At 74.7% G+C, this 24,158-nt stretch carries 23 protein-coding genes; 13 read left to right on the top strand and 10 right to left on the bottom strand.

The features are described 5' to 3' along the window. Positions 1-146 precede the first annotated feature (146 nt). Positions 147-518, top strand: a complete 372-nt coding sequence (locus ACN27C_RS26015; RefSeq protein WP_121685700.1) for a DUF3817 domain-containing protein — start codon at positions 147-149, stop codon at positions 516-518. Here ACN27C_RS26015 and ACN27C_RS26010 read toward each other — a convergent pair. Continuing rightward, positions 499-1,389: an alpha/beta fold hydrolase gene (locus ACN27C_RS26010; protein ID WP_121685711.1), complete on the bottom strand. Its 891-nt coding sequence runs from the start codon at positions 1,387-1,389 to the stop codon at positions 499-501. The genes ACN27C_RS26015 and ACN27C_RS26010 overlap by 20 nt on opposite strands. A gap of 41 nt (positions 1,390-1,430) precedes the next feature. Then, positions 1,431-1,970 carry a hypothetical protein gene (locus ACN27C_RS26005; RefSeq protein ID WP_121685710.1) on the bottom strand — a complete coding sequence of 180 codons (540 nt, stop codon included), beginning with the start codon at positions 1,968-1,970 and terminating at the stop codon, positions 1,431-1,433. Positions 1,971-2,121: 151 nt separating this feature from the next. Here ACN27C_RS26005 and ACN27C_RS26000 point away from each other — a divergent pair, with 151 nt between their 5' ends. Genes ACN27C_RS26000 through ACN27C_RS25990 form a run of 3 tightly spaced genes read left to right on the top strand, consistent with a single transcriptional unit; the run spans position 2,122 to position 6,085 of the window. After that, entirely contained in the window at positions 2,122-3,246 is a 1,125-nt protein-coding gene (locus tag ACN27C_RS26000) for a Vms1/Ankzf1 family peptidyl-tRNA hydrolase (RefSeq protein ID WP_120570141.1), read from the top strand. After that, positions 3,239-4,987, top strand: a complete 1,749-nt coding sequence (locus tag ACN27C_RS25995; RefSeq protein ID WP_120570140.1) for a thiamine pyrophosphate-binding protein — start codon at positions 3,239-3,241, stop codon at positions 4,985-4,987. The genes ACN27C_RS26000 and ACN27C_RS25995 overlap by 8 nt, the downstream gene beginning before the upstream one ends. A 51-nt stretch (positions 4,988-5,038) precedes the next feature. Next, positions 5,039-6,085 carry an iron-containing redox enzyme family protein gene (locus tag ACN27C_RS25990; protein ID WP_422748712.1) on the top strand — a complete coding sequence of 349 codons (1,047 nt, stop codon included), beginning with the start codon at positions 5,039-5,041 and terminating at the stop codon, positions 6,083-6,085. Positions 6,086-6,193: 108 nt separating this feature from the next. Here the strand turns inward: ACN27C_RS25990 and ACN27C_RS25985 are convergent, their stop codons facing one another. Beyond that, entirely contained in the window at positions 6,194-6,418 is a 225-nt protein-coding gene (locus ACN27C_RS25985) for a CDGSH iron-sulfur domain-containing protein (RefSeq protein ID WP_364809514.1), read from the bottom strand. Between the two features lie 188 nt (positions 6,419-6,606). Here ACN27C_RS25985 and ACN27C_RS25980 point away from each other — a divergent pair, with 188 nt between their 5' ends. After that, positions 6,607-8,022, top strand: a complete 1,416-nt coding sequence (locus tag ACN27C_RS25980; protein ID WP_422748709.1) for a hypothetical protein — start codon at positions 6,607-6,609, stop codon at positions 8,020-8,022. Positions 8,023-8,266: 244 nt separating this feature from the next. Next, positions 8,267-9,400: a SigB/SigF/SigG family RNA polymerase sigma factor gene (locus tag ACN27C_RS25975; protein ID WP_013477003.1), complete on the top strand. Its 1,134-nt coding sequence runs from the start codon at positions 8,267-8,269 to the stop codon at positions 9,398-9,400. 100 nt (positions 9,401-9,500) lie between these two features. On the opposite strand, the gene ctaD is transcribed toward ACN27C_RS25975, so the two are convergent. The 5 genes from ctaD to ACN27C_RS25950 form a co-directional block, all read right to left on the bottom strand. Further along, complete coding sequence (gene ctaD, locus ACN27C_RS25970; RefSeq protein WP_121685696.1) at positions 9,501-11,504, bottom strand: cytochrome c oxidase subunit I; 2,004 nt, start codon at positions 11,502-11,504, stop codon at positions 9,501-9,503. Positions 11,505-11,591: 87 nt separating this feature from the next. Next, a complete protein-coding gene (locus ACN27C_RS25965; protein WP_120570135.1) occupies positions 11,592-12,323 on the bottom strand; it encodes an ATP-binding protein in 732 nt (243 codons plus the stop codon). Between the two features lie 133 nt (positions 12,324-12,456). Further along, a complete protein-coding gene (locus ACN27C_RS25960; RefSeq protein WP_121685709.1) occupies positions 12,457-12,909 on the bottom strand; it encodes a DUF4383 domain-containing protein in 453 nt (150 codons plus the stop codon). 109 nt (positions 12,910-13,018) lie between these two features. After that, positions 13,019-14,173 carry a glycosyltransferase gene (locus tag ACN27C_RS25955; protein ID WP_422748705.1) on the bottom strand — a complete coding sequence of 385 codons (1,155 nt, stop codon included), beginning with the start codon at positions 14,171-14,173 and terminating at the stop codon, positions 13,019-13,021. Between the two features lie 28 nt (positions 14,174-14,201). After that, entirely contained in the window at positions 14,202-15,230 is a 1,029-nt protein-coding gene (locus tag ACN27C_RS25950; RefSeq protein WP_199733273.1) for a glucosyl-3-phosphoglycerate synthase, read from the bottom strand. 202 nt (positions 15,231-15,432) lie between these two features. On the opposite strand from ACN27C_RS25950, the gene ACN27C_RS25945 reads away from it, so the two are divergent. The 6 genes from ACN27C_RS25945 (at position 15,433) to ACN27C_RS25920 (ending at position 22,296) form a co-directional block, all read left to right on the top strand. Then, positions 15,433-16,455 carry a Gfo/Idh/MocA family protein gene (locus ACN27C_RS25945; protein WP_120570132.1) on the top strand — a complete coding sequence of 341 codons (1,023 nt, stop codon included), beginning with the start codon at positions 15,433-15,435 and terminating at the stop codon, positions 16,453-16,455. Next, complete coding sequence (locus ACN27C_RS25940) at positions 16,448-17,536, top strand: zinc-binding dehydrogenase (protein ID WP_120570131.1); 1,089 nt, start codon at positions 16,448-16,450, stop codon at positions 17,534-17,536. The genes ACN27C_RS25945 and ACN27C_RS25940 overlap by 8 nt, the downstream gene beginning before the upstream one ends. A 159-nt stretch (positions 17,537-17,695) precedes the next feature. After that, positions 17,696-19,990: an accessory Sec system translocase SecA2 gene (secA2, locus tag ACN27C_RS25935; protein ID WP_120570130.1), complete on the top strand. Its 2,295-nt coding sequence runs from the start codon at positions 17,696-17,698 to the stop codon at positions 19,988-19,990. Between the two features lie 199 nt (positions 19,991-20,189). Beyond that, the gene (locus ACN27C_RS25930) at positions 20,190-20,906 is read left to right on the top strand and encodes a GAF and ANTAR domain-containing protein (RefSeq protein ID WP_350817200.1); all 717 of its coding nucleotides are present in this window, start codon (positions 20,190-20,192) and stop codon (positions 20,904-20,906) included. 76 nt (positions 20,907-20,982) lie between these two features. Continuing rightward, positions 20,983-21,492 (top strand): DUF2231 domain-containing protein, encoded by a 510-nt coding sequence (locus tag ACN27C_RS25925; RefSeq protein ID WP_121685693.1) that lies wholly within the window; start codon positions 20,983-20,985, stop codon positions 21,490-21,492. Between the two features lie 51 nt (positions 21,493-21,543). Beyond that, positions 21,544-22,296: a class I SAM-dependent methyltransferase gene (locus tag ACN27C_RS25920; RefSeq protein WP_422748701.1), complete on the top strand. Its 753-nt coding sequence runs from the start codon at positions 21,544-21,546 to the stop codon at positions 22,294-22,296. Here ACN27C_RS25920 and ACN27C_RS25915 read toward each other — a convergent pair. Continuing rightward, positions 22,274-23,281: a DUF3500 domain-containing protein gene (locus ACN27C_RS25915; protein ID WP_393156047.1), complete on the bottom strand. Its 1,008-nt coding sequence runs from the start codon at positions 23,279-23,281 to the stop codon at positions 22,274-22,276. The two genes, ACN27C_RS25920 and ACN27C_RS25915, sit on opposite strands and share 23 nt — an antisense overlap. Further along, positions 23,278-23,670, bottom strand: a complete 393-nt coding sequence (locus tag ACN27C_RS25910; RefSeq protein WP_013476997.1) for an ankyrin repeat domain-containing protein — start codon at positions 23,668-23,670, stop codon at positions 23,278-23,280. Before ACN27C_RS25910 ends, ACN27C_RS25915 begins: the two co-directional genes overlap by 4 nt. A gap of 70 nt (positions 23,671-23,740) precedes the next feature. On the opposite strand from ACN27C_RS25910, the gene ACN27C_RS25905 reads away from it, so the two are divergent. After that, positions 23,741-24,118 carry a signal peptidase I gene (locus ACN27C_RS25905; protein ID WP_120570125.1) on the top strand — a complete coding sequence of 126 codons (378 nt, stop codon included), beginning with the start codon at positions 23,741-23,743 and terminating at the stop codon, positions 24,116-24,118. Positions 24,119-24,158 lie beyond the last annotated feature (40 nt).

Below are 24,158 nucleotides of genomic sequence, written 5' to 3'. Positions count from 1 at the left end.
CTGTCACAGTTGGTTCTCCCCAACCTCGCACGGAGTGGCGGGTCAGGAAAGGCCCGGAGGCCCTTTTCTGTACCCCGTGGCGGCCCCGGTGATCCCCGTCGCGGGGCAGCGGGTTCCGTCCGGGCGGCCCGGCCCGGGCGGCTAGCATGGCCGCCGACGGCGAAGGGGAGTGGCTGATGCGCGACGGGTGGATCCGGGCGTTCGTGGTGGCGGCGTTCGCCGAGGGGTGCTCGTGGGCGGCGCTGCTGGCCGGCATGGCGGTCAAGTACGGCCCGCCCGGCAACGAGATCGGCGTGAAGATCTTCGGCCCCGTCCACGGTGCGCTGTTCGTGGTCTACGGCCTGCTGGCGCTCGTGGTGGCCCTGCGGCGCCGCTGGACGCTCGTGCAGACCGGGCTGGCCCTGGCCAGCGCGGTGCCCCCGTTCGCCACGGTGCTGTTCGAGCGCTGGGCGAGCCGCCGGGGCCTGCTCGACGCGCCGGCTCCGGTGGAGAAGCCGCTCACCCCGGCCGGTCGCTGACCGAGGCGAGGTCCTCCGCGAGGAAGCCGGCCAGCACGTCGGTCAGCTCCCGCGGCGCCTCCTCGGCCATGTGGTGCCCGGACGGGATCGACGCCGTCCGCACGTCGTCGGCCCAGTCGCGCCAGATCGCGGCCGGGTCGCCGTAGAGGTCGACCATGTCGTCGCGCTCGGACCAGGCGAACAGCACCGGGCAGCCGATCCGCCGCCCGGCGGCCCGGTCCGCGTCGTCCGCCGCCCGGTCCGGGCCGAGCCCGGCCCGGTAGTCCTCGCACATGGCGTGCACCGTGGCCGGATCGTGGATGGCGCGGCGGTAGTCGGCGTACGCCTGCTCGCCCATCTGCTCCGGTGATCCGCCGTACCAGGCGTCCGGGTCGGCGTTGATCACCCGCTCGGCCGGCTTGGCGAGCTGGCCGAGGAAGAACCAGTGCCACCAGCGGGCGGCGAACCGGGCGTCGCAGCGGGCCAGCGCCTCACCGATCGGCACCCCGTCCAGCACGCCGAGGCGGCTCACCCGGTCCGGGTGGTCCAGGGCGGTCCGCATGGCCACGTACGCGCCGCGGTCGTGACCGATCACCGCGGCCCGGCGGTGCCCGAGCACGTCGAGCAGGCCCACCACGTCTGCGGCCATCGCCCGCTTGGAGTAGACCGTGTGCTCCGGGTCGCTCGGCGGCTTCGACGAGCCGCCGTAGCCGCGCAGGTCCGGGCAGATCACCGTGTGCCGCGCGGCCAGCCGCGGCGCCACCCGGTGCCAGGTCGCATGGGTACGCGGGTGCCCGTGCAGCAGCACCACGGGCGGCCCGGAGCCGCCGTGGCGTACGCGCAGGCGGACCGCGCCGACGTCGATCTCGGTGAGCGTGAATCCGGGGAACATGGCCGCACCGGTGCCCACCGGCGGCCGGACGGAAACCCGCGCTACGTCAGCGCCGAGCAGGCGGCCACGCCGAGCAGCAGCACGGCGCCGAGCATCGCCTGGAGGAGCAGCGCCGGTCCCAGGTGCGACCAGAGCGTCGCGGTACGCGGCGTGAGCAGCTGACCGGTGGTCAGGTTGACGATCCGCTCGATCCGCGGCGGCAGGTCCTCGTCGCGTTGCGCCCGCAGCGTGAGCTGGACGTGGTCGCCGGGGTGCAGCGCGCTCTGCGGCAGGTGGCCGTGCAGTTCGACCTCGACCAGCCGGCCGGTGGCGTCGCGCACCCGGACCGGGGTGACCAGGAACTCCGGCCCCTTCTTCAGCTCCTTGAAGCTGCGCCGGGCCCCGCCGCCGCCACTGCTGAGCAACGCGCGCACCACCTTCAGCAGCAGCCCCACCACCCCCGCGGCGGTCAGCACCGCGACCAGCGCCGGCTGCCCGACCCGGACCTCCCGCGCGTAACCCTCCATCAACCGGACCAGACGCCCGGTGACGACGCGTTCCGCCGGGTGGACGACGCGTCGGGTGTACAGCTCCGTATCCATGTTCACCACCGAGAGTCCCGTTCCGTGCACAGATGGTATCGGCCCTTCGGGTTGAACGACGTGAATGAACGGTGGTCACGCCCGGGCGGCCGGCAGGTGAACTCCGCCGGGGCGCGGGTATGCGTGCGGCCGAGCCGGAAAGGGGTCGAGCATGCAGCTGTCCTTCCTGCGCCCGCTCTACGACCGTCCCGGGCCGTGGTGCTCGGTGTACATGGACGCCTCCCGCGACACCCAGGACGCGCGAGCGCAGGTCGACCTGCGCTGGCGGGCCCTCAAGGGCGACCTGCTGGGGCAGGGCGCCGACCCGGTCACCGTCGAGGCGGTGGAGGAGGTCGTGCGCCGGCACCAGCCGATGCCCGGCGACTACGGCATCGCCGTGTTCGCCAGCCGGGGCCGCGTGGTGCTCACCGAGTACCTGTCCGCGCCGCCGCTGCGCGACCTGGCGAGCTGGTCGGCGCTGCCGCACACCATGCCGCTCGTGGCCCAGCGCGGCGAGCAGGTGGCCTGGGTGCGGGTGCTGGCCGACCGGACCGGCGCGGACGCGATGGCGGTCAGCGCCGGCGGGGTGCCCCGGCGGGCCCAGGTGCAGGGCGGGCAGAGCCGCCAGCTGCGCCGGGTGCAGCCGGGCGGCTGGTCGCAGTCCCGCTACCAGCGCGCCGCCATGGAGGCGTGGCACCAGAACGCCGGTGACGCCGCGGCGGCCACCGCCGACCTGGCCGAGCGGGTCGGCGCGGACGTCGTGGTGGTGGCCGGGGACGTCCGGGCCACCGGCATGATCGCCGCCCAGCTCCCCACCCGCTGGCAGGACGTGCTGGTGCGCACCGACGCCGGGGCCCGCGACGTGGGCGCCGACGACACGCTGATGGACGACATCACGGTGCAGACCGTCGCCGAGGTCGCCGACCGGCGGATCGCCGCCGCGCTGGACCGCTTCGGCGTCCAGGAGGACGTCGGCGCCGGACTCGACGCCGTGGTCTCCGCGCTGCAACGCAACCAGGTCGACACCATGCTCATCGTGGACGACCCGTCGGCCGACGGCGAGCTGTGGGTGGGCCCCGAGCCGACCGAGATCGCCACCGACCCGGCGCAGTTGGCCGGCATGTCGGTGGCCGACCCCCAGCGGGTACGCGCCGACGCGGCGCTGCTGCGCGCGCTGATCGGCACCGACGCGGACCTCACGGTGCTCGCGCCCGAGGAGGCGCCGGAGCTGACCGACGGGGTCGGCGCGGTGCTGCGCTACGTCGACGCGAGCACGCCGGGGCGGGGCAATGGCTGAGCGCATCGTCGCCGACCTGGTGGTCGAACGCCTGCGGGCCTGGCGGGTACCGCGGGTCTTCGGCTGTCCGGGCGCGGCGATCGCCCCACTCGTGGGCGCGCTCGACGACGCGGGCGGGGACCCGGCTTTCGTCCCCGCCCGGCACGAGGAGACCGCCTCGTACATGGCCACCGGGCACGCGAAGTTCACCGGCGGCGTCGGGGTGTGCCTGGCGACCCAGGGCCCGAGCGCGGTGCACCTGCTCAACGGGCTCTACGACGCCAAGCTCGACAGCAAGCCGGTGGTCGCGATCATCGGCGAGGACGTCACCGGCCCGCTCGGCGGCGCGCACGAGGAGATCGGGCTGAGCCGGCTGTTCGGCGACGTGTGCAACCAGTTCGTCCGCTACGGCCGCAGCCCGGAACAGGTGCCGACGCTGCTGGACCAGGCGTTCCGTACCGCCGCGGCGACCCGCAGCCCGACCTGCGTGGTGCTGCCGCGCGCGTTGCAGGTCACCGCCGTACCGGATCTTCTGCCGCAGACCGCCGGGGTGGTCACCGCGACGCCCGGCGAGCCGCTGGCCCGGGTGCTGCCGCACGACGCCGACCTGGACGCCGCCGCGTCGCTGCTCGGCAACGGGCGGCGGGTGGCGATGCTCGTCGGCCAGGGCGCGCACGGCGCGGCCGAGGAGATCGTCGCGCTCGCCGACCGGCTCGGCGCGGGCGTCGCCACGTCGCTGCTGGGCAAGCCGGTCCTCGACGAGCGGCTGCCGTTCCACACCGGCGTGCTCGGCGAGGTCGGCACCACCGCCGCCGCGCAGCTCATGGGCTCCTGCGACACGCTGCTGATGATCGGCACCAACGACCCGTGGACCGACTGGTTCCCGATGCCGGGCCAGGTACGCACCATCCAGATCGACATCGACGGCCGGCGCATCGGCACCCGCTACCCGGTGGACGTGCCGCTCGTCGGCGACGCCGCCGAGACGCTGCGGGCGCTGCTGACCCGGGTGCCGGAGAATCCCCACCGCGAGTGGCGCGGCATGGTGGAGAAGATGGTGGACCGGTGGCGGGAGACCGCCGCCGAGCGCGCCGGCGCCCCGGCCGAGCCGGTCAACCCGCAGCTCGTGCTCCGCGAGCTGTCCGCCCGGCTGCCCCGGCACGCCGGCGTCGCCGTCGACGTCGGCTCGGTCATCTACTGGTACGCCCGGCACCTGGAGCTGCCGCCCGGGGTGCGGGCGCAGCTGTGCGGCACGCTCGGCTCGACGGGCTGCGCCCTGCCGTACGCGGTCGCGGCCAAGCTGGCCCGCCCGGACGAGCCGGTGCTCGCGCTGCTCGGCGACGGCGCGATGCAGCTCAACGGCCTGGCCGAGCTGATCACGGTGGCCCACCACTGGACGCGGTGGCGCGACCCCCGCCTGATCGTGCTGGTGCTGAACAACCGGGACCAGTCCGGCGTGGGCGGCGGGCGGACGCCCGGGGGGCGGCGCTCCGACGTGCCGTACGCCGGGTGGGCCCGCCTGCTCGGGCTGCACGGCGTCCGGGTGGACCGGCCGGACCTGGTCGGACCCGCCTGGGACGAGGTGCTCGCGGCCGACCGGCCGGCCGTCCTGGAGGCGGTGGTGGACCCGGCCGTGCCGCTGGACGCGCCCGAACCGGCGCTGGCCGACCTGCGCGGCCTGGTGACCGACGGGGACGCCGCCCGCCGGGTGCGGGAGCGGGTGATCCAGACCGAGGCCATCGCGGCGGACGAGGTCGTTTAGCCGGATCACTCCGGGGCACTGCGACCAGGCACAACCGTCCCGGGAGGTTCCATGTCCGTCGTCGCCGACCGTCGTTACGGCCCCGCCCCGCTTCCCACGGCGCGCGGGCCGGTCTCCGCCGGCCTGCTGGCCGCGCTGCGCGACGCTCCCCGGGAGCTGCCGGCCGGGCTGGGCGCCGCGTTCGACGCGGTGGCCGCGCCGCTGACCGACGAGGATCTCCAGCTCACCCTGTTCCTCTGCTACGAGCTGCACTACCGGGGCTGGTCCGGCGTCGACGAGGCGTGGGAGTGGGAGCCGTCGCTGCTGGCGCTGCGCGCCCGCGCCGAGCGGCCGTTCGAGGCGGCGCTGCGCGAGCTGGCCGGCCCGCCGCCGGCGGTGCTGCCGGCCGCCGTGCCGGGCGCGCTGGCCGACCTGGTGGCCGCCGACGACGGCCCGCCGCTGGCCGCCGCGCTGCAACGCCGCGCCGACCTCGCCCGGTTCCGCGAGTTCGTCACCCACCGCTCGATCTACCACCTGCGCGAGGCCGACCCGCACAGCTGGGCGCTGCCCCGGCTCGGCGGGCCGGCGAAGGCCGCCCTCGTGGAGATCCAGACCGACGAGTACGGCAACGGCCGGCTGGACCGGATGCACGCCGAGCTGTTCCGCACCACGATGGACCGGCTCGGCCTGGACACCGGTTACGCCGCCCACCTGGACCGGGTGCCGGCGGTGACGCTGGCGACGAACAACCTGATGTCGCTGTTCGGCCTGCACCGGCGGCTGCGCGGGGCGCTGCTCGGGCACCTGGCGGCGTACGAGATGACCTCGTCGCTGCCGAACCGCCGCTACGGCAACGGACTGCGCCGGCTCGGCTTCGACGCGGTCGCCACGCGCTTCTACGACGAGCACGTCGAGGCCGACGCCGTGCACGAGCAGATCGCCGCGTACGACATGTGCGGCGGGCTGGTCCGGGCCGAGCCGGTGCTCGCGTCCGACGTGCTGTTCGGCGCCGCCGCCGCGCTGGCCGTGGACGCCCTGTTCGCCGCGCACCTGCTCGACGCCTGGTCGGCCGGGGAGTCCTCACTGCGCCCGCCCACCCAGATCCTCGCCGCAGCCTGACCTCCGGCACCGTCCCCCGCGATCTTGCGGTTGCGGCCCTCGGGGTGCCCGGTTCGCGAGGTTTGCCGGGTGCCAAAGTGCAAGATCGCGGGGGAGGGGTCGCGGGGGTCAGGGCTCGCGGTCGCTGCCGGCTCGGAAGCCCGACACCTTGTGCGTGCCGTCGCAGAACGGCTTGATCGCGCTCTTGCCGCACCGGCACAGCGCCACGGTGCCCCGGCGCGTCTCGATCGGCGTGCCCTCGGGCGTGACGAGCGCGAAGTCGCCGCGCACCAGCAGGGGTCCGTCCCGGTACGGGGTGATGGTCGCGGCCGGGGTGCTCTCGTCGTCGGGCATGCGCGGTGCAGTGCCCGTCCCGGTCCGGCCCAAACCCGCACCCGCGCGCCGTTGCGCCCGCGACGGCGGGCACGCGGCGCGACGGCGTACCTGGGTGTCGCGGGCGGTGCCGTTACCGGGCGGGCCTTGGTCCTGACCCGTGGGGAGATGCCCCGTTTAGACCCCAGAGGGACGGGAAGCCGGGCCGCGTGGTGAGCGAACGAGTCGAACGGACGCCGGTCAGCGGCGCGGGGCTGCCCGTGGAGCGGGTGGTGGCGGCCGGCAGCGCCGCCCGGGTCCTGGTCGCCGCGACCGCCCGGGCGCTGCGCGGCGACGACTGCGGCGACCTCGGCCACCCGGGAGCGCTGTCCCGCCTCAGCGGCGCGCCCGAGCCGGTACGCCGCGCCGCCGCCGTCCGGGCCGCCGGGCGGTCGGCGCTCACCGCCGGCCAGATCGCCGCCGTGGACGCCGAACGGGTGGCCGGGTGGTTCGCCGGGCAGTACCCGGACCGGCGCTGGCCCGGCGTGGTGCTCGGCTCCCCGCACGGCGCCGCCGCCCACCTCGCGACGGCGCTCGGCGTGCCCTGGCTCCCGGCCGGGTTCGAGGTCGCCGGGCAGTGGCCCCGGGGAGCGGTGGACCGCCCGGACGCCGCGTTCGCGCACGGGGCCACGCTGGCCGCCCGGCTGCTCGACGCCAACCCGCGTGTGCACGTACGCCAGGTGCACTGCCCGGCCAGCCGGGGTGCGGCGGCCGGCGCGGCGGTGACGTTCGCGGTGCGCTGGCGCACGCTGCCGAAGGCGTACGCGCGCTTCCTGGCCGACCGGCTGGAACCGGCCGCGCCGGTGCTGCTGCTGCACGACGCCCGGACCTGGCCGGTACGCGACTGCGGCGACGGGCACAGCTTCCAGGCGGGGTCCCCGGCGGGCGGCCTGGACCCGGTCGACTTCCACCCGGACGCCCGCGCGCTGGGCCAGGTGCTGCGCGCGGCCGGCGGGGAGGAGATGCGCTGGGAGACGCCGGAGGTCACGGTGGCGGGCGCGTTCGCCGAACACGGCGTGGAGTCCGGTTTCGAGCACGACGCCCGCTGCTGGAGCGACCGGCACGGGCATCCGCTGCACCGGGTGGTCGTGCCGCAGCCGGACGCGCTGAGCGCGGTGACCGCCGACCTGTACCGGCGCTGGCTGCGGCGGGCCGGCAAGACCGGGAACCGGCTGGTGGTGGAGTGCGGCCGGCTGCTCGACCCGGCGCAGGTGCTGCGGGCCGGCCTGGTGCCCTACTGGTGCGAGAACGCCACCGCGCGCCGGGTCGCCGGCGTCGAGTGGTGGCTGGCCGGCAGCGAGCCGTTCAGCTCGGTGGACGTGCTGCCGGAGCCGCCGGGCCTGCGCTCGCCCGCGTACGCGGGGCTGCCCCAGTGGCTGGCGGTGGCCGGCTTCGGGCGCCGCAGGCGGGCCCTGGACCGGGGTGCCGCGCGCGGCTACCCGGTCGCCTCGGTACCCACCCGACGTGCCACGGAGGTGTTGCGCAACCAGCCCTGCGACCTGCCCGCGCCGCCGCCGCTGCGGATGGCCGAGGCCCTCACCGCGCTACGTGACGCGGGTGCGCACCAGGGCCTGCTGGTCTGCTGACCGACCGCCGGGAACGGCTGGCCGGCCAACCTGGCGAAACTTCCTCGCGATCCTGCGGTCCGTGATTGAGTACCTACGGAGCGGGAAGACCGCTCGCCGCGAAACGGCCCACGACGCCGTGCGGCGGGCAGCCACCGCTTTCGACGTATCCGTCACGTAACCCAACTTCCTCACCCGGTGCGTGGTCCGACCACGCGCACGACCGGTTCCGACCGGGCGGGGGCTCTTCGGCGAGGGGGCGCGGATGTTCGGACAGACCACCACACCCACACCACCGACCACCGACCGGGGTCTGGAGGACCTGGACGCGGCGGCGCTCGCGTACGCGGCCCGCATCGAGGGCCTGCCACCGGAACGGCGGCAGGAGGCGCGGGACGACCTGGTCCGGTTCGCGCTGCCGTTCGCCGGCCGGCTCGCCCGCCGCTACCGCGGGCGCGGTGAGCCGCTGGAGGACCTGGAGCAGGTGGCCCGTCTCGGCCTGGTCAACGCCGTCGACAGGTACGACCCGGAACGTGGTTCGTTCACCGCGTACGCGGCCATCACCATCGTCGGCGAGATCAAACGGCACTTCCGCGACCGCACCTGGGGCGTGCACGTGCCGCGCCGGCTGCGGGACCTGATCCTCGAGGTGGGACAGGCCACTGCGACGCTGACCAGCGAGCTGTCCCGTGCTCCCACGGTGGCCGAGCTGTCCGCCCGGCTGGAGACGCCGGAGGAGGAGATCCTCGCCGCGCTGGAGTCGGCCGCCGGCTACAGTCCGGCGTCGCTGAACGCGCCGGTGGGCGGGGAGAGCTCGGCCGAGTTCGGCGACCTGGTCGGTGAGTCCGACCACGCGCTGGAGTCCGTCGACGACCGGGTCACTGTGAGCGGTCTGCTGCACCGGCTGCCCTGGCGGGAACGCCGCATCCTGGCGATGCGCTTCTACGGCAACCAGACCCAGGCGGAGATCGCCGCCCGGTTCGGCATCTCGCAGATGCACGTGTCCCGGCTGCTGTCGCGGGCGCTGACCTGGCTGCGTCAGGCGATGCTCGCCGACGCGCCGCCGCCCTGGCAGAACGGCGCGGCCGAGGCCGAGCCGGGCAAGGCGCGGATCTCGGTGAAGCAGAACGGCGACCGGGTGGTCGTCGAGGTCGGCGGCGAGGTGGACCGGGCCGGCGCGGACCAGTTGCGCCGGGCGATGCTCCAGGCGGTCACCGGGCAACCCCGCGAGGTGGTGGTCGACCTGGTCGGCGCCGGTGGCTTCGACGCCGGCGGGATCGCCGCGCTGATGGCCGGCCGGGAGGCCGCCGCGCGTACCGGGGTGCCGCTGCGGCTGACCCGGGTGCAGCCGGCGGTGCGCCGCTCGCTCACCGCGGCCGGACTGCCGGCCGCCGACTGACCCACCGCACGTACCGCGCCGGCTCCCCACCACGGGGAGCCGGCGCGCGGCGTACGACGAGAGGGCCGGCGCCCGGGCGGCGCCGGCCCTCGTCCGGGTCTCAGTTCTCCGGCGTGTCCCCGTGCCCGCGCGGGTGCCGCCACCTGTCGTTCGGCTGCTCGTCGCGTTCGGCGTTGAGCGCGCTGCCCTCCGGCTCGTCGGTCTCCTCGAAGCTGGGCCGGCGCACCTCCTCCGGCGCCGGCACCTCCACCGGGCGGGCGCCGGACTGCGGCGCGGGCTGGTAGTCCACCGCCTCGGGGGCACCGTACGCGCCGCCGGCCGACGGCGACTCCGGCACGTGCCGCTCGTGGTGCATCTCCTCGCGGAACGACTGCGGCGGCTTGGTGGTGCGCTGCGGCAGGTCCCGGCCCAGGTCGGAGACGAGCGGGCCGTACTTGAGGTCGAACGCCGGCCGCTCGGAGCGGATACGGGGCATCCGGTCGAAGTTGCGCAGCGGCGGCGGGCAGGTGGTGGCCCACTCCAGCGAGTTGCCGAAGCCCCACGGGTCGTCCACGGTGACCATCGCGCCGTACCGCCACGACTTCCAGATGTTCCAGATCACGAACAGGGTGGACGCGCCGAGCACGAACGAGCCGATGCTGGAGATCGTGTTCAGCGTGGTGAACCCGTCGCCGGGCAGGTAGTCGGCGTACCGGCGGGGCATGCCCTCGTTGCCCAGCCAGTGCTGCACCAGGAACGTGGCGTGGAAGCCGATGAACATGGTCCAGAAGTGCATCTTGCCGAGCCGCTCGTCGAGCAGCCGCCCGGTCATCTTCGGGAACCAGAAGTAGAGCCCGCCGAACGCGGCGAACACGATGGTGCCGAAGAGCACGTAGTGGAAGTGCGCCACCACGAAGTACGTGTCGTGCACGTGGAAGTCCACCGGCGGGCTGGCCAGCAGCACCCCGGTCAGGCCGCCGAGCAGGAACGTCACCAGGAAGCCGATGGCGAACAGCATCGGCGTCTCGAACGTGAGCTGCCCCTTCCACATGGTGCCGATCCAGTTGAAGAACTTCACTCCCGTGGGCACCGCGATCAGGTAGCTCAGGATGCTGAAGAACGGCAGCAGCACCTGCCCGGTGGCGAACATGTGGTGCGCCCAGACCGTCATCGACAGCACCGTGATGGCGACCGTGGCCAGCACCAGCCCGGTGTAGCCGAAGATCGGCTTACGGGCGAACACCGGGATGATCTCGGTGATGATGCCGAAGAACGGCAGCGCGATGATGTAGACCTCGGGGTGGCCGAAGAACCAGAACAGGTGCTGCCAGAGCATCGGCCCGCCGGTGGTGGGGTCGTACACGTGCGAGTGCAGCAGCCGGTCCGAGGCCAGCGCCATCAGCGCGGCGGCCAGCAGCGGGAACACGAAGATCACCAGGACGCTGGTGAGCAGCGCGTTCCAGGTGAAGATCGGCATCCGGAACATGGTCATGCCGGGCGCGCGCAGCGTCACGATCGTGGTGATCAGGTTGACCGCGCCGAGGATCGTGCCCAGGCCGGACACGGCCAGGCCGACCACCCACAGGTTCCCGCCGACGCCGGGGGAGTGCTGCGCGGTGCTCAACGGCGTGTACGCGGTCCAGCCGAAGTCCGCGGCGCCGGCCGGGGTGGCGAACCCGCCCATGACCATCAGCGCGCCGAGGAAGTAGAGCCAGTACGCGAACGCGTTGAGCCGGGGGAACGCCACGTCGGCGGCGCCGATCTGCAGCGGCACCAGATAGTTCGCGAACCCGAAGAACATCGGTGTCGCGAACAGCAGCAGCATGATCGTGCCGTGCATGGTGAACATCTGGTTGTACTGCTCGGGGGAGACGATCTGCATCCCCGGCCGGGCCAGCTCCACCCGGATGACCATCGCCAGGATCCCGCCGACGATGAAGTACACGAACGACGTGACCAGGTAGAGCAGGCCGATCTGCTTGGCGTCGGTGGTGCGCAGCAACCGCCACAGTGCGTTGCCCTTCACCGCTTCCCGTACGGGCCCGGGGTAGCCCCCGAACCGGGCCGGCGCGAGGATCGCGGGCCCCCGGTCTCGTGCCGGTTCCGTGACTACCCGCTTGGGCATGGCATCTCACCCCGTGTGACGACAGACAGGACGGGCGGGCGTACCCGGCCCTCTGCCCATGTAACCAGGCGAGAGCGGAGAATTCGGTCAGTTCGCCGGGAGCATGGCCCAGACGACCTTGCCGGCGCCGACCGGGGTGCTGCCCCAGCGCTGGGTCAGCTCGCGCACCAGCATCAGCCCGCGGCCGCCCTCGGCACGCGGATCGCGGCTGGTCGCGGCGCGGGCGTCGGCCGGGCTGCCGTCCATCACCGCCACCCGCAGGTACGGCCGGCGCAGCGTCAGCGTCACCTGCATCGGGGTGCCGGCGTGCCGCACCACGTTGCCGACCAGCTCACTGAGCACCAGCGAGGCCGGGCCGGCCAGCTCCGGCACGTTCCACCTGCCGCACGCCTCGGTGACCAGCTCCCGGGCGCGACGGCAGGCACCGGCGACCGGCTCCAGCCGGACCCGCAGCCGGGGCGCGGCCGACTCGCCGGCCAGCGCCGTCGCCTCGGCGCAGTCCCGGCGTACCGGCACCACCCGGCAGGCGGTGGTCTCGTTCAGCCAGGCCGCCGTCTCGGCGCAGGGCGCGGCGAGCACCATCGGCACCGCCGGCCAGTCGGCGGCGCGCCGCGCGGCGGCGGCGAAGACGGACAGCGCCAGCGGCTCGCCGACCTCGATGTCCTCCAGGTCGACCACCAGGGCGTCCGGCTGCGCGGCGAGGCAGCGGTCGAGCACCTCGTGCACCGCGCGCATCGTGCCCAGGTCGAGCGCTCCGGCCAGCCGTACGACAGTGACCGGTGACTCGTCGCGGACCTCGCACCTGATCCGGGTCACCATCGCCGCCTCGTTTCCATCTCGTCGGGGAGGGTCGCCCGGCCGGGACGCTCGCCGCCTCCCGTTGCCGGAGGACTACGGACGTACCCGCGCCCCGGACCGGCGAAACCGGGCATCCGGGCTCCCGAGGCGCAGGTCAGCGGCGGTCCCCGCGCCGCGCCGCGACCAGGCCCAGGGCCAGCATGGCGGCGCCCAGCAGCAGGTGCAGCCACGAGTCCGCCCGGTTGACCGCGAGCACGTTCGCCGCGTCGCGCCTGTCGACCGCCAGCCCGTAGAGCCACAGCGCGAGGTAGACCGCGCCGGCGCCGACCAGGAACGCGCGGGCGCCCGCGACGGTGCGGGCCAGCACCAGCCCGGCCAGGCCGAGCACCAGGTGCACCAGGTTGTGCACGGCCGAGACCTGGAACACGCCGAACAGCCGGGCGCCGGATCCCGGCCCGGCGAAGCGCAGATCCGCGTAGTCGCTGGTGACGCCCGGCACGAAGCCCAGCGCGCCGAGCAGCAGCAGGAGCACGGCGAACCCGGAGGCGACCCGGCGTACCGGCGCCCGCCCGTCGGCCGGGTTGCGCCGCGCCCGGGAGTGCGCCATCGAGTTCGTCACGCCGGCCTCCTCGCCACCGCGGGAAGCGCCGGATTCCCGCGCCCGGCGGGGGCAAACGCCGGCCCGGCCGCGCGGGGCGGCCGGGCCGGCGACGCGCTCAGGCGGGCTGCAACGGCTTCGCCGCGCCCGTCCGGACCCGGTCGTACAGCTCCACGTACCGCTGCGCCATCCGGGCCGGGGTGAACCGCCGGGCCGCCTCGCGCCGGCACTCGGCCGGCTCCAGCCCGCCGGCGGCGAGGACCAGGTCACCCAGCTCCTGCTCGTCGCCGGTGAGCAGGCCGGTGCGGCCGTGCTCGATCAGCTCCGGCAGGCAGCCCCGGGCGACGGCGACCACCGGCGTCCCGAGCGACAGCGACTCGACCACCGCCGTGCCGCCCGGCTCCTCCCAGCGCAGCGGGAACAGCGACGCGCGCGCGGAGGCGACCAGGTCGTCGCGCTCCCGCCCGGCCACCGTGCCGACCCAGCGCACCCGGTCGCCGTCGACGTACGGGGCCACCTTCTCGTAGAAGAAGCGCACGTCCGGGTTCTGCCGGGCCTCGTCGCCGGCCGCGGCCAGATCCGCCGGCCGGTGGTACGGGCCAACCGGCCCGGCCAGCACCAGCCGGAACCCGGTCTCCTGCGCCAGCCGGGCGCCCAGGTCCTGCCCCTTGCCCGGGTTGATCCGGCCGAGGATCACCACGTGGTCGCCCTTCGCCACCGGCGCGTGCCGGTCCGCGTCGACCGCGAGTGGGGTGGACAGGTGCACGTGCCCCACCGAGTGCGCGCGCAGCGCCTCCGGCGCGCGCGCGAGCTGCGACGCGGACACGCCGTTGACCCGTACCCGGTCGCCGCCGTCGAGGTTGCCGTACAGCTCCGGGTGCTTGGCCAGGTCCCAGTGCAGCGTGTGCAGCACCGGCGGGGCGTCCGGGCCCATCGCGGCGAGCGTGGCCAGCCCGACCGCCTCCACGTGGTCGTGCACCAGGTCGATGTCGTCGCGGGCGTGCAGCGCCCGCACCACCCCGGACAGGTGCGCCTGGGAGACGCCGCAGACCTGGTTGTACGGCCGCTGCAACGCGTGGAACTGGCCGTCCGGGAAGACCGCGATCTTCTCGTCGACCGGCAGCGTGCTGCTCTCCACCGAGGCGAGCACCACCCGTACGCCCAGCCGGCGCAGCTCCGGCACCAGCGTGGCGATCACGTTCTCGATCCCGCCGTAGCCCGGCGGCGGCACGGACAGCCACGGCCCGGCGTTCATCAGCACGGTGAGCGTCATGCGCTGTCCTCTCTCCGAGTTTCCCCGCTCACGCGGCCGCCACCCGGCGGCGGGGAAGGCGGTGCCGCAGCTGCGCCAGCGGCGGGCGTTCCTGCACCGACACGTCGTTGACCACGATCTCGCGGTCCAGGTTGGGCAGCGTCTCCGAGCCGCCCCGGCGGAACTGGGTCAGCAGCGCGGTCGGCGCCACCCCCGGCGCCGCCCACCCGCGTCGTTGCAGCCGCGACCAGGCGGTCAGCATGATCTGCGCGGACATCCGGCCCAGCGCGGCGGTGTCCTGGTGCCGGTGCTTGCGCTCACCCAGGTCGACCTGGGCCAGCGCGTCCAGCCCGACCAGTTCCAGCAGGTCGATCAGCATGGCCGTCTCGACGCCGTACCCGGTGACGAACGGCACCCGCTCCAGCACCTCACGGCGGCCGGCGTACTCGCCCGCGAGCGGTTGCACGAAACCGGCCAGCTCCGGCCAGAACAGGTTGAGCAGCGGCCGGGCCATCAGCTCCGTCACCCGCCCGCCACCGTCGGGCTCCACACTCGTCGCACCGACCAGCGGCCGGTGGTAGAAGCCCTTGACGAACTCCACGCTCGGATCCGTCAGCAACGGCCCGAGCAGCCCGGTCACGAAGTGCGGCCGGAACTCGCGCAGGTCGGCGTCGACGAACGCGACCACGTCGCCCTCGGCCGCGGCCAGCCCCGCCCAGAGCGCGTCGCCCTTGCCGGTCAGCCGGGGCAGCCCGCGCGTCATCGCGTCCTGGCTGACCACCTCGGCACCGGCCGCGCGCGCCACCTGCGCGGTCCGGTCGGTGGACCGGGAGTCGACCACGATCAGCTCGTCGACGAGCGGTACGCGGTCCATCAGGTGTTCCCGGACTGTCGACACGATCGCGCCGACGGTCGCCTCCTCGTTGCGGGCCGGCAGCACCACGCTGACCCGGCTCGCGCCCTTGGCCCGTACCAGTCGTCGCGCCGGCCAGTCGTCGGCGGAGCTGGTGCGGTACGTGGCCCACGCCTCCACCACTGGTGAGACGGTCGAATCAGATTCCCGCACGGGCACCCCCATAGATGGTGGAATCGCGGACCATGGTTTTCCCAATCCCGCATCCGCGCTAACCGGATCTTGCCCATCATCCTGATCACCTGGCGCGTACCGGGAGGTTCCGGGCGGATGAACGTTGCGTTGCACACGCCGGCGGCGTTTGGCGCGACGCCGCCGGGGGGAGTGGTGTCCGCAGTCTTTCCAGTCGTGCGAGAGGTTGTGGTCCATGCGTACCTGCCGGGTGGGACTTGTCGGGGCCGGTGGGGTGGCGCAACGCCACGCCCGGGTGCTCACCGGTTTCGCGGACGTGGAACTGCTCGGCGTGACAGACGTCGCGCCGGAGGCGGCGGGTGCGCTCGCCGGCACGTACGGCGGCCGGGTGTTCCGCGACGTGGACGAGCTGCTCGCGGCCGGCCCGGACGCGGTGTACGTCTGCGTGCCGCCGTTCGCGCACGGCCCGGTCGAGGAGGCGGTGGTCGCCGCCGGGGTGCCGATGTTCGTGGAGAAGCCGGTGGCGCTGGACCTGGACACCGCCGAGCGGGTCGCCGCGCTGGTGCAGCGGCGGGGGCTGCTCACCGGCGTCGGGCACCACTGGCGTTACCTGCACGTGGTGGAGGAGGCCCGGCGGCTGCTCGCCGACCGGCCGGTGCGGATGGTCAACGGCGCCTGGCTGGACAAGGTGCCGCCGGTGGCCTGGTGGGCGCGGCGGGACCGCTCCGGCGGCCCGGTGGTCGAGCAGGCCGCGCACGTGCTGGACCTGGTCCGGCTGCTGGCCGGTGAGGCGGTCGAGGTGACCGCGTACGGCGACGGCAGCCCGCCGCCGGTCGAGGGCGCCGACATCGACTCGGTGACCGCCGCCACACTGCGCTTCGGCTCCGGTGCCGTCGGCACGCTCGCCGCGTCCTGCGTGCTCGGCTGGAAGCACCGGGCCGGCGTGGAGATCCTCGCCGACGGGCTGGCGCTGTGGCTGGCCGAGGACGGCCTGACGATCCGCGACGGCGACGGCGAGCGGCACCTGCCCGCCGACCCGGACGCCGCGCGGGTCGCCGTCGACCGGGCCTTCGTCGACGCGGTGTGCGGCCTCGGGGACGACGTCCGGGTGCCGTACGCCGAGGCGCTGCGCACCCACCGGCTGGCGCTCGCGGTGGCCGAGTCGGCGCGTACCGGACGGCCGGTGGCGCTGCCGACCGGGCCGGCGTCCCGGCTCACCGCGCCGGTCGCGGACGCGGGGGTGAGCGTCGATGCGTGACCGGGTGGTGGTGGTCGGCGGTCCCGGCCGGGTCGAGCTGGCCGAACTGGACGCGCCGGAGCTGCGCGAGGGCACGTTCCGGGTGGAGACGCTCTACAGCGGCGTGTCCGCCGGCACCGAACTGAGCTTCGTCAAGGGCACCAACCCCTACCTGCACGTCACCTGGGACGCCGCGCTGGGGCTGTTCCGGCCGGGGGAGGCGAGCACGCCGTACCCGGTGACCCGGCTCGGCTACATGCAGGTCGGGCGCGTCGTGGAGAGCCGCACACCGGCCGTCGCGGTGGGCGAGGTCGGCGCCATGACGTACGGCCACCGCAGCGGCTGGGTCGCCGACCCGCTGACCGAGCGGTTCGTGCCGCTGCCCGACGACCTCGATCCGCTGCTCGGCGTGTACGTCGCGCACATGGGCCCGATCTGCGCCAACGGGCTGCTGCACGCCGCCGCCGACCTGTGCGGCGCCGACGTGCGCACGCTCGGCGACGGCGTACGCGGCCGCCGGGTGGCGGTGGTCGGCAGCGGCGTGGTGGCGTTGCTGACCGCTCTGTTCGCCCGCCGCCACGGCGCCGCCTCGGTGGTCGTGGTCGACCCGACGCCGGCCCGGCGGCAGGTCGCCGAGGCGCTCGGCCTGGACACGCTCGACCCGGACGCGGACGACCCGGCCGTGGTGCTCAAGACGCGGTGGAACCACGCGGCCGGGGACCGGGGCGCCGACGTGGTCTTCCAGTGCCGTGGCCAGGACTGGGCGTTGCAGCTCGCGCTGCGCCTGCTGCGCCCGCAGGGCACGGTGATCGACCTGGCGTTCTACCAGGCCGGCGCGGACGCGGTCCGGCTCGGCGAGGAGTTCCACCACAACGGGCTGTCGCTGCGCTGCGCGCAGATCGGCCGGGTGCCGCGCGGGCTGGCCCCCACCTGGGACCGGGAGCGGCTGTCCGCGGAGACGGTGGAGCTGCTGCGCCAGTACGGGGACGTGGTCCGCAAGCACCTGATCTCGGCCGTGGTCCCCTTGGACGAGGCCCCCACCCTGCTGACCGACCTGGCCGAACGCCGCCGCACCGAACTCCAGGTCGTCCTGACGCCCTGACCCCCCGCCCCCGCCCCGTCGATCATGAGGTTGACGGCGACAAAACGGACACGAACTGCCGTCAACCTCATGATCGACGGGAGCGGGCCGGAAGGGGTGGGCCCGGCGCGCGGCGGGCGGGGGTCACAATCGGCTCCGGTTCGCGTACCGTTGCCGCTCATGGGTGTGTCGCAACGGTTGAAGACCAGGTTCCGCCGGTTCCTCCAGCGCCCGGGGACGACAGTCGACCTGGCGCCGCTGGAGAAGCTGCTGCCGGCGATCGAGGCGCGCGAGGCGGACCTGGAACAGCTCTCCGACGCGGAGCTGACCGAGGCCGCCGGCCGGGCCACGGGGTACGAGGAGATCTGCGCGATCGGCCGCGAGGCGGCCCGGCGCGGGCTCGACCAGCGCCCCTACGACGTGCAGCTGCTCGGCGCGATGGCGCTGCTGTCCGGCAAGGTCGCCGAGATGGCCACCGGTGAGGGCAAGACGCTCACCGCCACGGTCGCCGCGTACGGGCACGTGCGGCTGGGCAACGGCCCGGTGCACGTGCTCACCGTCAACGACTACCTGGCCCGCCGCGACGCCGAGTGGATGACGCCCGTCTACGACCTGCTCGGGCTGACCGTGGGCTGGGTCAACGAGGCGTCCACGCCCGAGGAGCGGCGCGCCGCGTACGCCTGCGACGTCACCTACGTCTCGGTCAGCGAGGCCGGCTTCGACTTCCTGCGCGACCAGCTCGTCACCGACCTGGCCGACCGGGTGCAGCCGCCGCTGAAGACCGCGATCGTGGACGAGGCCGACTCGATCCTGATCGACGAGGCCCGGGTGCCGATGGTGCTCGCAGGCGCGGTCGGCGGCGAGCAGGACCCGGTGCACGCGGCCGCCGCGCTGGTGCGCGGGCTGCGCAAGGGCAAGCACTACACCGTGGCCGAGGACGGCCGCAGCGTCGCCTTCACCTCGGTCGGCCTGGCCACCGTCGAGGCCAAGCTCGGCGGCATCGACCTGTACGACGAGGAGCACGTCGGGCAGCTCTCCGCGGTGAACGTGGCGCTGCACGCGCACGCCCTGCTGCACCGCGACGTGGACTACATCGTCCGGGACGACTCGGTCGAGCTGATCGACGAGATGCGCGGCCGGGTCGCCCAGCGCCGCCGCTGGCCGGACGGGCTTCAGGCCGCCGTCGAGGCGAAGGAGGGTCTGGACGCCACCGCCGAGGGCGAGGTGCTGGGCACGATCACCGTGCAGGCGTACATCGCGCTCTACCCGACGGTCTGCGGCATGACCGCGACCGCGGTGCTCGTCGGCGACCAGCTCCGCGAGTTCTTCGGCCTCGAGGTCGCGGTGATCCCGCCGAACACCCCCTGCGTCCGCGAGGACGAGCCGGACCGGATCTACGCCACCCGCGCCGAGAAGGAGGAGGCGCTGGTCGACGAGATCACGCGCTGCCACGAGGCGGGGCGGCCGGTGCTGGTCGGCACGCTCGACGTCAAGGAGTCCGAGGGGCTGGCCGCCGCGCTCAACGCCGCCGGCGTGTCCTGCGTGGTGCTCAACGCCAAGAACGACGACGAGGAGGCCGGCATCATCGCGGAGGCCGGCGCGTACGGCGCGGTGACGGTCTCCACCCAGATGGCCGGCCGGGGCGTGGACATCCGGCTGGGCGGCAGCGACCAGGCCGACCGGGACCGGGTGGCGGAGCTGGGCGGCCTGTACGTGATCGGCAGCGGCCGGCACGACAGCCGCCGGGTCGACGACCAGCTCCGTGGCCGGGCCGGCCGGCAGGGCGACCCGGGCGGGTCGGTGTTCTTCGTCAGCCTGGAGGACGACCTGGTGGTCCGGCACGCCGGCGACACCGTGCCGGCCTCGCCCCGGATGAACGCCGACGGCCTGGTCACCGATCCGCAGGTCGACTACGCGGTCGAGCACGCCCAGCGGGTCGCCGAGGGCGTCAACCACGAGATCCACCGCAACACCTGGCGCTACAGCCAGGTGATCGAGCAGCAGCGCAAGGCGCTCGCCGAGCGCCGGGAGCGGCTGCTGACCAGCGACATCGCCGCGCTGATGCTGCTGGAGCGGGTGCCGGAGAAGGCCGGCGAGATGGACGAGGACCTGCTCGCCGACGTGGCCCGCAAGATCGCCCTCTACCACCTGGACCGGCTCTGGGCCGACCACCTGGCCGAGCTGTCCGAGGTACGCGAGGGCGTGCACCTGCGGGCACTGGGCCGGCTCGACCCGCTCGACGAGTTCCACCGCAGCGCGGTGCCGGCGTTCAACGCGCTGGTGCCCGAGATCGAGACCCGGACCGTGGCCACGTTCGAGGAGACCGAGTTCGACGAGGGCTGGGAGCCGGACTCGTCGAAGCTGGTGCGGCCGAGCGCCACCTGGACGTACCTCGTGCACGACAACCCGTTCGGCTCGGAGCTGGACCGGCTGATCGCCTCGGTGGGCCGGCGGCTCATCTCCGGGTCGCGCTGACCCGCACCGAAGGCCCCTTCCGGTGCAACCGGGAGGGGCCTTTTTGCGCGGTTTCACCCGCGGTCTGCGAGGGTAGTAGGCCGGGGCCCACAGGAGGGACGGACATGGGACAGGCAACGGTGCCGGACGGGGAGACCGCGTGGACGTACGCGGGGACGGTGGAGGCCCCGGCCCGGTGAACCTCGACACGCGCCAACCCATGATCGACAACCTCGGTGTGCTGGAGACGGCCGCGCTGCTGCGCGAGCTGACCGCCGGCCTGATCGGCGTGGCCGGGTTCGACGAGGCGCTCGACCGCCTGGTCCGGATCGCCCGCGACGCCGTACCGGGCGTGGACTGCTGCGGCTTCACCGTGCTGCGCGCCGGTGAGCCCGCCGGGGTGGCCGCCTCCGACCCGGACCGGGCCGAGCTGGACGACCTGCGGCACGGCCCGGACACGCCGGCGATGACGGCGATCCGCCGCCGGGAGATGATCATCGCGGGCGGGCTCGCGGACGAGACGCGCTGGCCGGCCTGGAGCGAGCGGGCCCGCGCGCTGGGCGTGCACGGGGTGATCTCCGCCCCGGTCGACGTGGACGAGCAGGTCATCGGCGCGATCAACCTGTACGCCGGGTCGCCCGAGGCGCTCACCCCCCGGCACCAGCTCACCGCGATGCTGCTCGCCGAGCACGCCGGGCTCCTGCTGGCCGCGGCGCGCGACCGCGAGCGGGCCGCCAGCCGGGCCGGTGAGATCGACGACTCGCTGCTGGCCGAGGGAGTGGTCGGGCAGGCCGTCGGCGTGATCATGACGCAGCGCGGCTGTCCCGCCCCGGAGGCGCTGCGGGTGCTGCGCAGCGCCGCCTCCGCACTGGACATCCCGCTGCGCGAGGTGGCCGAGCGGCTCGTGCTGACCGTCTCCCGTCCCCGGGACAACTGAGCGACAGTCGTTTCGCCTCGCGGCGCCTCGGGTAGCACTCTGGACTGGTGAGCTGCGCCGACCTGGGGAGGAAGCGATGCAGAGCCGACTGCGGGTGCAGGGGCATCCCATTCAACCGATGCTTGTCACGTTCCCGTTCGGCCTGTTCGTGTGCGCCGCGATCTTCGACCTGGCCGACGTGGCCGGCGGTCCGGCGTTCCTCGGTGAGGTGGGCTACTGGACCGCCGTGGCCGCGCTCGTCGCCGCCGGGCTCACCACCGTCGCCGGTCTGGTCGACCTGTGGGACGTCCGTGCCGGGCGCACCAGCCGGACCGTGCTGACGTTCAACCTCGTCAACGCCGTGATGGCGGCGCTGTTCCTGCTGTCCTGCCTGATCCGGGCCAGCGCGCCGCAACGGGGCGCGACGGGTGTCCTGCTCGCCGCCGAACTCGTCGCGCTCGCGGTCGGCGCGGTCGGCGTGGCGCTGGGCGCGCGGCTGATGCAGCAGTTCGACCGGGTCCGGGCCGCCGAGCCGACCGGCTTCGAGACGTTCGGTGACGTGCCCGCCGGGGCCACCGTCGAGATCGCCCGCCCGCGCCGGTTCTGACCCCGCCGAAATCCGTTGCCGCGGCCGTCGCGGGACGGCAGGCTCGCGGGCATGGTCGGGACGTTCGAGGAACTCGTCGCCGAAGCCGAGGCGGCGCCGGTCGAGGGCTGGGGCTTCGACTGGCTGCGCGGCCGCGCCACCGAGGAGCGTCCGCCCTGGGGGTACGCGCGCCTGGTCGGCGACCGGATGGCCGCCGTGAAGGCGGCGCTGGACATCGACACCGGCGGCGGAGAGGTGCTCGCCGAGGTGCCCGTGCCGCCGCCGCTGCTGGTCGCCACCGAGGCGTGGCCGCCGAACGTGCCGGTGGCCCGGCGCAACCTCCGCCCGCTCGGCGCGTCCGTGGTGCGGGTGGGCGACCGCCCACCGCTGCCCTTCCGGGACGCCACGTTCGACCTGGTCGTGAGCCGCCACCCGGTGCACACCTGGTGGGACGAGGTGGCCCGGGTGCTGCGGCCCGGCGGCGCCTACCTGTCCCAGCAGATCGGCCCCGGCACGGTGCGGGAGCTCAGCGAGGCGATCCTCGGGCCGCTGCCGCCGCCGCAGCACCGCCACCCGGAGGTGGCGGTCGCCGACGCGCGGGCCGTCGGGCTCACAGTCGTCGACCTGCGCGAGGCCACGCTGCGGACCGTCTTCCACGACATCGGCGCGGTGGTCTGGTTCCTGCGCAAGGTGGTCTGGACGGTGCCCGGCTTCACGGTGGGCCGCTACCGGGACGAGCTGCGCCGCCTGGACGCGCGGATCCGGGCCGAGGGACCGTTCGTCGCGTACGCCCGCCGTTTCCTCATCGAGGCGCGCCGGGGCTGACCGGGCCGGGCGGGTGCGCCGCGGCGTGGTGTGCGGCCAGCACGTCGGCGCCGAAGTCACCGGCGGGGCGGCGCAGCACGGTGTGCGCGTGGTTGCCGTCGTCGGTCGTGTTGTCGTACTCGATCAGCAGATCCTCGCCCTGCACCCGGTAGTAGTGCCGCCGGCCCGGCTCTACCGGGCCGGCCCAGGCGAAGTGCAGCTCGCCGCCGTCGAGCCGGTCGGCCTCGCGGGCCGCCAGCTCCGGCGGCAGCCGGTCCAGGTAGAGCGCGACCAGCCGGTCGAGAAGCGCCCGGCCGGTCGGCCGCAGCCGCCCCCGGGGTACGCCGAGCGGGTCGAGCCGGTCCGGTGCGGCGGCCCGGGTGGCGCTGATGATGTCGGCGGGCGCCTCCTCGGCGATGATCGCGGCGGAGCGGCCGCCCGGTCCGAGCGCGTCGAGCAGTTCGCGGGCCAGGTCCTCCTCCGGGCCCAGGGGCCGGGAGACCGGGCGTCCGGCGTGCCGGACGGTGGCCGGGTTGGCGCCGAGGAAGACCGGCGCGGGGGAGACCCGGTCGTCGGCGACGGTCATGCTCACCGACAGGTGGTGTCCCTCGAACCGCCAGGCCCAGTCGTCGTCGCGGGCCGGGTCGCCGAAGACGGCCACCCAGTAGTCGCCGCTGTGCCGGCCGCGCCGCCAGTCCTCGGCCCGGTCCAGCACCTCCTCCAGGGCCATCACGGCCATGGCCTGCGCGTACGCGGCGGGGCTGAGCGCGGTGGCGAGCAGCCGGTGCGCGGCCTTGCGGGCGGTGACGTCCAGGCCGGCGAGCGCGACGCCGGGCCGGGGCCGCGGCCGGTACTCCAGCCACCGCCGGGCGGGCTCGTCGTCGAAGGCGTGCCGGGCGGCGTCGCGGGCCGGATCGTCCAGCGCCGACAGGAACGCCTCGGCCGCCGCACGCATCTGCTCGGGTACGGGATCCTCCACCGTCCCTGTATACCGCCCGCCGGTCATGCGCGGCCGAGCAGCGCCAGCATGTCGGGCAGCTCGAAGAACCGGGCGGTCTCGACCGCGGACGGGCCGCCGTGGTCCGGGTCGGCGCCGGCGTCGAGCAGCGCGCGGACCGCCGCCTCCTGGCGCCGGAACACGGCCGCGGCGAGCGCGGTCTGTCCCCTGTCGTTCACCCGGGCCGGGTCGGCGCCCCGGGCCAGCAGCGCGGCCACCGTGTCCGGGTGGGCGTGGTACGCGGCGAGGATCAGCAGCGTGTCGCCCTTGGCGTTGGTGAGGTTGACCGGCAGCCCGGCGTCCACGTTGGCCGCCAGCTCCTCGGTGGCGCCGGCCCGGGCCAGGTCGAACATCCGGTGGGCGAAGGCGATGGTCTCGTCGTCGAGTTCGTCGGGCATCCGCCCAGGCTATGGCGTCGCGGCCGGACGCGCCTGGTAGCTTGCGCAGCCGGGCACGGGAGGCGCACGCATGGACGATCGGGTGTACGTGGGCAACGCGGCGGTGGACGGCGCGACCGACGCGGGCTGGCTGCTGGGCCACTTCAAGCCGGCCGGGGACGTGCGGCACAGCACCGACGTGGAGGTGAAGTGGGGCGTGCACCCGGCGGGGGAGACCCGGTCCCGGTGGGCCACCGGTGAGCGGCGTACCGCCCTGCTGGTGCTGATCAGCGGCGCGTTCCGGATCGAGTTGCCGGACCGGACGGTGGTGCTGCGCGCGCCCGGTGACTACGTGGTGTGGGGCCGGGGCGTGGACCACTCCTGGTACGCCGAGCGGGAGTCCACGGTGCTCACCGTCCGCTGGCCGTCGGTGCCGGGTTACAAGGTGGAGCCGCCGGTGCGGCGGTGAGCGCGCCCCTCGTCCCAGCATCCGGTATTACCTACTAAAC

Origin of the sequence: Micromonospora sp. WMMD1219 (assembly GCF_049315215.1) — a bacterium.
Lineage (GTDB): Bacteria > Actinomycetota > Actinomycetes > Mycobacteriales > Micromonosporaceae > Micromonospora > Micromonospora tulbaghiae.
Note: the sequence above shows the minus strand (reverse complement) of the source record. Positions and strands in the feature narration are given on the sequence as shown.

Excerpts from the sequence above, each read along its gene's own strand:
- ACN27C_RS26015 (WP_121685700.1), top strand. The coding sequence starts at position 147 with ATGGCCGCCGACGGCGAAGGGGAGTGGCTGATGCGCGACGGGTGGATC.
- ACN27C_RS25905 (WP_120570125.1), top strand. The coding sequence starts at position 23,741 with ATGGACGATCGGGTGTACGTGGGCAACGCGGCGGTGGACGGCGCGACC.
- ACN27C_RS25985 (WP_364809514.1), bottom strand. The coding sequence starts at position 6,418 with ATGCCCGACGACGAGAGCACCCCGGCCGCGACCATCACCCCGTACCGG.
- ACN27C_RS25915 (WP_393156047.1), bottom strand. The coding sequence starts at position 23,281 with ATGACCGGCGGGCGGTATACAGGGACGGTGGAGGATCCCGTACCCGAG.
- ACN27C_RS26010 (WP_121685711.1), bottom strand. The coding sequence starts at position 1,389 with ATGTTCCCCGGATTCACGCTCACCGAGATCGACGTCGGCGCGGTCCGC.
- ACN27C_RS25910 (WP_013476997.1), bottom strand. The coding sequence starts at position 23,670 with ATGCCCGACGAACTCGACGACGAGACCATCGCCTTCGCCCACCGGATG.
- ACN27C_RS25965 (WP_120570135.1), bottom strand. The coding sequence starts at position 12,323 with ATGGTGACCCGGATCAGGTGCGAGGTCCGCGACGAGTCACCGGTCACT.
- ACN27C_RS25945 (WP_120570132.1), top strand. The coding sequence starts at position 15,433 with ATGCGTACCTGCCGGGTGGGACTTGTCGGGGCCGGTGGGGTGGCGCAA.
- ACN27C_RS25930 (WP_350817200.1), top strand. The coding sequence starts at position 20,190 with ATGATCGACAACCTCGGTGTGCTGGAGACGGCCGCGCTGCTGCGCGAG.
- ACN27C_RS25960 (WP_121685709.1), bottom strand. The coding sequence starts at position 12,909 with ATGGCGCACTCCCGGGCGCGGCGCAACCCGGCCGACGGGCGGGCGCCG.
- ACN27C_RS26000 (WP_120570141.1), top strand. The coding sequence starts at position 2,122 with ATGCAGCTGTCCTTCCTGCGCCCGCTCTACGACCGTCCCGGGCCGTGG.
- ACN27C_RS26005 (WP_121685710.1), bottom strand. The coding sequence starts at position 1,970 with ATGGATACGGAGCTGTACACCCGACGCGTCGTCCACCCGGCGGAACGC.
- ACN27C_RS25940 (WP_120570131.1), top strand. The coding sequence starts at position 16,448 with ATGCGTGACCGGGTGGTGGTGGTCGGCGGTCCCGGCCGGGTCGAGCTG.
- ACN27C_RS25950 (WP_199733273.1), bottom strand. The coding sequence starts at position 15,230 with ATGGGGGTGCCCGTGCGGGAATCTGATTCGACCGTCTCACCAGTGGTG.
- ACN27C_RS25990 (WP_422748712.1), top strand. The coding sequence starts at position 5,039 with ATGTCCGTCGTCGCCGACCGTCGTTACGGCCCCGCCCCGCTTCCCACG.
- ACN27C_RS25995 (WP_120570140.1), top strand. The coding sequence starts at position 3,239 with ATGGCTGAGCGCATCGTCGCCGACCTGGTGGTCGAACGCCTGCGGGCC.
- ctaD (WP_121685696.1), bottom strand. The coding sequence starts at position 11,504 with ATGCCCAAGCGGGTAGTCACGGAACCGGCACGAGACCGGGGGCCCGCG.
- ACN27C_RS25920 (WP_422748701.1), top strand. The coding sequence starts at position 21,544 with ATGGTCGGGACGTTCGAGGAACTCGTCGCCGAAGCCGAGGCGGCGCCG.
- ACN27C_RS25955 (WP_422748705.1), bottom strand. The coding sequence starts at position 14,173 with ATGACGCTCACCGTGCTGATGAACGCCGGGCCGTGGCTGTCCGTGCCG.
- secA2 (WP_120570130.1), top strand. The coding sequence starts at position 17,696 with ATGGGTGTGTCGCAACGGTTGAAGACCAGGTTCCGCCGGTTCCTCCAG.
- ACN27C_RS25925 (WP_121685693.1), top strand. The coding sequence starts at position 20,983 with ATGCAGAGCCGACTGCGGGTGCAGGGGCATCCCATTCAACCGATGCTT.
- ACN27C_RS25975 (WP_013477003.1), top strand. The coding sequence starts at position 8,267 with ATGTTCGGACAGACCACCACACCCACACCACCGACCACCGACCGGGGT.